Source organism: Waterburya sp., from assembly GCF_058530065.1.
The window spans coordinates 1-7884 of record NZ_JBZNBU010000135.1; the positions used below are offsets into that span (position 1 = coordinate 1).

Genomic DNA, 7884 nt, shown 5'->3' on the forward strand with positions numbered 1-7884 from the left:
AGTAATTGGGATGGTTATGACCTTGAATTATTGCAGGAGCGCGAGGGCAATTCTAGATTTAACTCAAACTACATATAGGGTTTAAAAATAAATTAAGCACCATATATAGTAGTTGACTAATAGGTAAGTTTCTTAACTTGTCACCGTTGGGTAAGAGGTAAGAGGTAGCAATGAAAAGAAAGTGGTATTTGGTATTAGTGGCAATGGCGATCGCGATCGCAACTCATATTTGGTTTGGCGATCGCTCTCTAATGCCCAATATTGCTGCTGTCACCCAGTCACCAACTTGGCAGTCGGTCAAAATTGGCGGTGGTGGCTATATTACGGGCATTTATCCCCATCCTCAGGCAGCAGATGTGGTTTATATTCGTACCGATAATGGAGGATTCTATCGCTGGCAAAATAATTCGCAACGGTGGCTTCCTATTACCAGCAATCTTCCCGACGAGGATTGGGACTACGATCGCAATTCTGGTGGAGAAGCGATTGGTTTAGATCCGCAAGATCCCGATACGGTGTTAATTGCAGTGGGAAAATATACCGATAAACCTGGAACGATTTTTACATCTGGCGATCGCGGAAACACTTGGCAAGCATCCGATCTGCAAGTAGCAATGGGAGGGGATGAAGAAAAACGCTGGGGAGGCAATCGTTTGGCAGTAAGTCCTCACAACAGCAATTTGGTGTTATTTGGCTCTCGCAGGGATGGCTTATGGCGATCGCTAGATGGTGGATTAACTTGGCATCAATTACAGGATTTGGCAGTAGATCCAGGTAATCATATTGGAGTGCTAAACGTGGCATTCGATCCGCAACAGCCCAATCTAATTTACGCTAGCGTTTACCGCGATGGAGTTTATCAGTCCCAAGATAACGGGCAAACTTGGGAAAAGCTTGCTAATAGTCCTCGTAAAGTAATGCAGCTACAGATAGCCAAAGATAGAGTAGTTTATGCTACCAGCGACGAAGCACCCCAAGTAAGCAAATATCAAGATAGCCAATGGCAGAATATTAGTCCTGGGGGATTTATCGGCGAGAATTTTAACGCTCTCAGTCTTCATCCCACCCAGCCAAAAACTTTAATCGTTAGTGAAGGAGAAAAAGGCAGGGCAAAGATTTTTTACTCCCAAAATGGCGGTAACACTTGGCAGAAAAAAAGCGCGGTCATAGAAAATAGACCCTCTTGGCTAGCATCAGAATTTTTCAACGACCACCCTTCAGCGATCGCTTTTGACCCCCAAAATCCCCAACAAGTTTGGCTGACGGACTGGTTTAGTGTCTGGCATACCGAAAACATCAATAAATCCCTGGTGAAATGGTCGAGTCGGGTGGAGGGAATCGAACAAACGGTTTTGTTTAGCTTGCTTTCTCCCCCCCAAGGAGCAATTTTATTAAGTGGTATTGCCGACCAAGATGGTTTTTACCATCAAGACTTAACAACTTCTCCTCAAAGTCGTTTTGGCTTTCAAAGACAAGGCTTTAACCTCAGCAAACTCAACCTAACAGGCGATCGCTATTTAGATAACTTTTTTCAAGATACTTTTCATCTGGCATACTGTCAGAATGCTCCCCAAAATATCGTTAGGGTAGGGGGTCAAAGATGGCGCAATACTTACATGGGAGTCACTTCCCAAGATGGTGGCAAGACTTGGCAACCTTGGGCAAATATTCCTCAAGATAAACTGTTAATGCGAGTGGCGATCGCGACCGATAATCCCCAACACTTTTTAGTTACCGCCAGCGAAGATTTACCCCTAGTTACCCAGGATGGCGGTGAAACTTGGCAAGAGGTCAAGGGCTTACCCCCAGGAGAAACAGGACCTTGGAATTGGAATCAACCCCTAGCTGCCGATGGTGCAAATGGCGATCGCTTTTATTACTACGATCGGGGTAAAGTATATAGCAGCAATGACGGCGGTATAACTTTTCAAGCCAGTCCTCAAGACTTACCCATCGCCAATAGATTTGTTTTAACTACCGTTCCTAATGTAGAAGGAGAGGTTTGGCTGAGTTTAAATACAGGAGGTTTATTTCATTCTCTTAATGGCGGTCGATTTTTTGAGTCGATCGCATCAATTACCGATGCTTATTTAGTAACTGTTGGGTTGCCCATAAATAGCAATGTTAATTCTAGTATTTATGTTTACGGTAAAACATCTACTGGAAATACAGGGTTATTTATTTCGGGCGATCGCGGTAATAATTGGCAGCAAATTAGCTCTAGAGCGGATATGCCCCGCTCTACTAAAATTTTAGTTGCCAGCCAACAGCGATCGGGCTTAATTTTTGCTGGAACAGATGGCAGGGGGATTTACTATCAACAAATAATTTACTGATGTTAGGCACTAATCAATTTGTGGGGGTAGGGAAATGGTTAAAGGGGAAGGGGAAAGGGGAAAAAGGATAACAACTAATAACTAATAACTAATAACTTATAACTTATAAAAATGCTACGTATTCTAATTGTTGACGACCAAAAAAGTATTCGCGAACTCATCAAAGCTATCTTAACTTCAGAACCAGATTTTAAAGTAGTAGCTACTGCCAGTAACGGAGAAAATGCGATCGCCTTGGCGCAAAAAATGTTACCCGACATTATGCTGGTAGATTTAGAAATGCCTGGTATAAATGGTCTGGAGTTAATTGAAACTCTTCATCAGAACTTTCCCAGTATCAAAATCGTCGTCTTGAGTATGCACAACAAAGACAGTTATATTCAACGGTCTTTGCAAACGGGGGCAATGGGCTATCTTTTAAAAAATACTCCCGCCGAAGACCTCAAAAAAGCGATTCGCTTTGTCTCTCGCGGTTATACTCAGTTTAGCCCTGGTTTGCTTGATAAATTAATTATTTCCAATAGTCAATCACCGTCGGCAAAGATAGCTCAAAATCGAGAAGAAGTTTCTCTAGCTATTCCTTCCCCTGCTGAAAAACCAACGCTCTTTGACTCAATAAAACCCAAAAACCCAAGACCTCGAAAGCCTTGGACTGCTTATCTACCCTATTGGTTGCTTGGCAATGCAGCCCTTTGGATTTTAGCGATTCTTTATTTACTGCTCAAAGATCCGATTTACGTTAGCAAGTGGGCAATTAGCTTGCCCTCCAGTCAGAACTCTAGTAGTGTTAGTATTTCTGATGTTGGCTCGGTAAGTTCCAATACCGAATCCCCCTATCGCAACAGTCTATTTGACCCCCGCGAAGACTATAAATTTCTGATTCGCAAAAAAGAAATTATCTCCCAAGCTGCTGCCCAAGTCGGCATGAAACGCAGCGAATACGGCAAACCAGAAATCGAGATTGTCGATAACACCACCATGATGGAGCTAGAAATCGAGGGAGATAGCCCCGAAGAAGCCCAAGCCAAAGGGATCGCTTTACAAGGTGTATTAGAACAAAAAATCCAACAATTAAGAGACGGACAAATCAGTCAAACCGATCGCAATCTTCAAGCTAGTTTGGCGCGATCGAAAACAGCCCTAGACAATGCCCGTCAAGAATTGGCTGAATTTAGAGCTAGTTCTCTCATCGGCTCAAGAGACAAGGCTGGTAATTTATCTGACAATCTAGAACAATTGCGCCGTCAGCTAGCGGAAACCAACGCTCAACTACAACAAACTAGAGTCCAAGTACAACGTTTGGCAGATAATTTAGGAATGTCCGCTCAATCTGCTAAGGATGCTTTTGCCCTCCATTCCGACTCTTTATTTCAGCAGTACCTAGCAGAATACACCCGTGCTAGTGGTGAATTAGTAGCAATTGAGGCAAAATTCCAGGTCAATAGCCCCAATGTTGTTGAAAAACAACAAGAAGCAACTGAAGCTCGTCAATCTCTCCTGCAAAGAGGTGAAATACTCCTCGATCGCATTCCATCGGCGGAATTACTCCAACAGTTAAACCTACGGACGGGAGATGAAAACGATTCCTATCGCGGTAGCTTACTTAAAGATATTGTTGCCCTAGAGTCAGAAGCAGACGGAATGGCAGCTAAAGGAGCAGAATTACAACGCCAAATACAACAGCTAGAGAGTAAAGAAAATCAAATAGTACAGCAAGATGCTACTCTCACCCGACTGCAACAAGAAGTTAAATTTGCCGAAACCGTTTATTCATCCAACCTAGCTAAATCCCGTCTGGCAGAAAGCAATCTTTATGATGCCTATCCCCAAATTCAGGTCGCCATTCAACCCAATATACCCGAAAAACCCAGTTCTCCCGACCCCGTAGCAGTAATTTTAGGAACTTTTATGGGTTCGGTCTTATTAACTACGGCGATCGCATCTTTGTGGGCGACAAGTAAAGAAGAACAACCTCCATCAACAGACAACAATAACAACAGTCATCAAGCTTTACCTCCTACCACCGATCTCAAAAGTCTTATTAAAAAATAGCCATTACCTCTTACCTTTTACCTACTACCCATTACCTAAAAAAAATGCCTAAAGTATCCGTAATCATTGCTGCCTATAATCTAATGGCTTATCTCCCCGAAACAGTTAATAGTGTTTTGGCACAAACTTATACCGATTTTGAATTAATTATTGTTGATGATGGTAGTAGCGACAACACTTCCCAATGGGTGTCTCAACAACAAGACCCCCGCATTCGCTTAATTACCCAAAACAATATGGGACTGGCAGGAGCGAGTAATACTGGCATTGCCAACGCTAGAGGTGAATATATCTCTATTATGGATGCTGACGATCTTTGGGAAACAACCAAGTTAGCCCAACAAGTAGATATTCTCGATCGCTGTCCCGAAGTAAGTATCGTTTATACCTGGGTGACCTATATGAACGAACAAGGAGAATCTACAGGACGCATAGTTAAAACCGAAGCCGAAGGCTATATCTGGAAAGATCTAATTACAGTCAATCAAATTGAATGTGGTAGCGTAGCAATGATTAGACGTGCTTGTTTCGAGCAAGTAGGTTTGTTCGATACTAATCTCAAGTCATACGGTTTAGATTGGGATATGTGGTTGCGCATGGCTCTTCAGTATCAATTTAAAGCAATTCGACAGCCTTTAGTTTACTATCGCCAAAGAGCTTCTAGTGGTTCTCGCAATATAGTAGAAATGGAGCGCAGTTTTAATATTATCTTGGAAAAAGCCGAGCAATCCGCTCCTCCAGAATTAAAACCCCTAGTCAATCGGGGGTATGGTTTTGCTTATTTTTGTATTGCTTGGAAAGGCTTGCAAGTTTCTCAGCCAGATTACAAGCTCGCTAAAAAATTCAGAAAAATTGCTTTAAATAAAGATCCTGCAAGATTTTGGACGAAAGAAAATTTACGTCTTAGCCTGGCGATTTTCATTATGCAGTGGTTTGGCAGACAGAATTATGGCAACTTCTTGGGTCTAATGCAATCTTTACGCAGAAGATTAAGTCCTGCCTCAGCGATTAATAGTGGATATGGCGGAAATTAGGAGCGAGTAAAGCAAAAAATGGATAAATTGCCCTTATATTGGCTAAAAATTTTTAAAAATAGCAAATATTAGTCATAAATAACTATAAATATATGTTTTTGAACAATGACAAGATTCAACCCCAGAACATACCAGAAAAAGTAATTTGGTATCTGGCGATCGCAACTTGTCCTTTGTATTTAATTGGTTCTCTTTATATAATCGTCCCCTTAGTGGGTTTGGTGTTTACGGTCTATGCTTTGTGGCAATACCGCGTTCAAACCGATGCTACCCCATTTCAAGAACGAGTTTTTATTTCTCCCAGTGCTTGGGTGTGGCTGGTGGCAGGATTGATTATCGAATTTGCCATGATGGTGGGTCACATTAATTTTGATTGGGGATTTAAGTTGATGGTTTTTTCCACGATCAACAATTGGTATCGTCGCTGGGCGATTATTCCCATGTTTATTTTGATGGGGCAATTTTGGATTAGACCTAAATTAATTTATCGCGCTGGCTGCATTATTGCTTTAGAAGCAGCGGTTTTCATCGTCGGTGGAACGATTTTAGCTAATTTAGGCGTACCCGAAATTGACTATATTTCTCCCCTATCGGCATTTGGAGGTGGAACAGATCACTATCATATTCGCCTGTTTCAAAATGCTTTAGAAGAAAGGATATATGGCTTTGCTCCCTGGTATACTGCAACGGGAACGTTAGGTAATTTCTTTTTCTTCTTAGCTTGGTCAGAAAAGCATAAAACTTGGCGCAATGCAGGAATAATTTCGGCATTAATTATGGTGCTAGTTTCCCAGTCGCGGGCTGCTTTATTGTGTATTCCTTTTGTACTAACAGTGGTATGGCTAGCGAGAAATATCTTTTATCCTAAAGTACAAATTTTCTCGTCCCTGGCTTGTTTTAGTTTGGGAATTTTCTCTTTCGAGATTGGCAAGCTTCTCGATTTTATGCAGGAACAGTTTACTAATTTTCGGGGTAAAGATTCTCTTTATTCTTCTCGGACTCGCAATATTTTATATCGCATGACCATCAAGGCTTGGTGGAATGATGCGCCTATTTGGGGTCATGGAAGAGTCCCCGAATATGGTCCTAGAGTTGTAGGAAATATGCCTATTGGCACTCACAATACTTGGTTGGGGGGTCTTTATACCTTTGGTTTGGTGGGTTTTACCGCTTTTGCCGTAGCGACTCTCTTTTCTCTATTTAATTTAATTCTTCGCGCCCGACAATCAAATGTTGCTAGAGTGGGACTTTGTTTGTTTATTAGTCTATTTGTTTCCAGCTTTACCGACAGCATTGAGTACATTACCTATATTTACTGGCTAGCTTTACTGTTTATCGGCGTTTCCCTCCGACAAAGACAGGAAGAAGTCGTCAATCGTCAATTATCCATCTTTGGTCAAACAAATGTCTAAAATCTCGATAGTTATTCCTGCCTACAACGCAGCCAAAACTATTACCGAAACTATAGACTCGGTGAAACAACAAACTTTTAATGATTGGGAACTAATAGTAGTCAATGATGGTTCGACTGACAATACCTTAACTATTCTCCAACAAATAAACGAACCGCGACTAAAAATTATTAACGAACCTAATGGCGGTGTAGCGATTGCTCGTAACCGAGGCATCACAGCAGCCGAAGGGGAATACATTGCTTTTCTAGATGCGGACGATCTTTGGACAAATAATAAATTGGCATTGCAACTACAAGCCCTAGAACAAAATCCCGATGCCATAGTTGCTTATAGCTGGACTTGTTTTATGGACGAACAAGAAATGGGATATGTCTATCACTCTTCCCCTGCCTATCAATATACAGATGATGTTTATCCCCGCTTGTTGGAGGGTGACTTTATTCATAGTGGTTCTAATGTTTTAGTTCGCAAGTCTGCATTAGATCGAGTAGGGGGTTTCGATCGCGCCTGTAGCGGTTGTGAAGATTGGGAGATGTGGTTGCGCCTAGCTGCTGTGGGTAACTATGTTGTTGTTCCCGAATATCAAATAATCTATCGCCGTGCTTTTGGTTCGACCACTTCTAATGTAGAACTGATGTACGAACGGGGTTTATATGCGATCGACAAAGCCTTTCAAAACGCACCATCTCATCTGCAACATATCCGCCAACACACCGAAGCAAATCTACAGATGTATATTGCCAGTCTTTACCTACAACACGGTAGCGATCGAGTCCAAGCCCAAAAAGCAGCCAAACATTTAGGGCGATCGATAATGCAATATCCTTTAATGGTACGGCAATCTTATATCTGGAAATTATTAATTAAGTTAGCTTTGCGTTATGTACTTCCTGGGAATTTAGGTCGAACTATGTTTGAAAAATTAAGAACAATGATTGCAACAAAAGATCCCAGACAAGATAGTCAACAATTATTTTAAATTGGAATTGTAGTAATTAATTGGCAGATCTTTGGTTTTCAGTGCATCTTCCCACCACCAAACTTTAA

General features: G+C 41.7%; 5 protein-coding genes. All 5 read left to right on the forward strand.

Annotated elements, in window-relative coordinates; translation table 11 throughout:
* Nucleotides 1–170 precede the first annotated feature (170 nt).
* The 5 genes from AC33VI_RS08900 to AC33VI_RS08920 all read left to right on the forward strand — a co-directional run bounded on the left by AC33VI_RS08900 (nt 171) and on the right by AC33VI_RS08920 (nt 7816).
* Nucleotides 171–2336 (forward strand): WD40/YVTN/BNR-like repeat-containing protein, encoded by a 2166-nt coding sequence (locus AC33VI_RS08900; protein WP_491781911.1) that lies wholly within the window; start codon nt 171–173, stop codon nt 2334–2336.
* A 111-nt stretch (nt 2337–2447) separates the two neighbouring features.
* The gene (locus tag AC33VI_RS08905) at nt 2448–4388 is read left to right on the forward strand and encodes a response regulator (protein WP_491781912.1); all 1941 of its coding nucleotides are present in this window, start codon (nt 2448–2450) and stop codon (nt 4386–4388) included.
* Nucleotides 4389–4432: 44 nt separating this feature from the next.
* Complete coding sequence (locus AC33VI_RS08910) at nt 4433–5422, forward strand: glycosyltransferase family 2 protein (protein WP_491781913.1); 990 nt, start codon at nt 4433–4435, stop codon at nt 5420–5422.
* Between the two features lie 92 nt (nt 5423–5514).
* Nucleotides 5515–6834 carry an O-antigen ligase family protein gene (locus AC33VI_RS08915; RefSeq protein ID WP_491781914.1) on the forward strand — a complete coding sequence of 440 codons (1320 nt, stop codon included), beginning with the start codon at nt 5515–5517 and terminating at the stop codon, nt 6832–6834.
* Entirely contained in the window at nt 6827–7816 is a 990-nt protein-coding gene (locus AC33VI_RS08920) for a glycosyltransferase family 2 protein (protein ID WP_491781915.1), read from the forward strand. Before AC33VI_RS08915 ends, AC33VI_RS08920 begins: the two co-directional genes overlap by 8 nt.
* Nucleotides 7817–7884 lie beyond the last annotated feature (68 nt).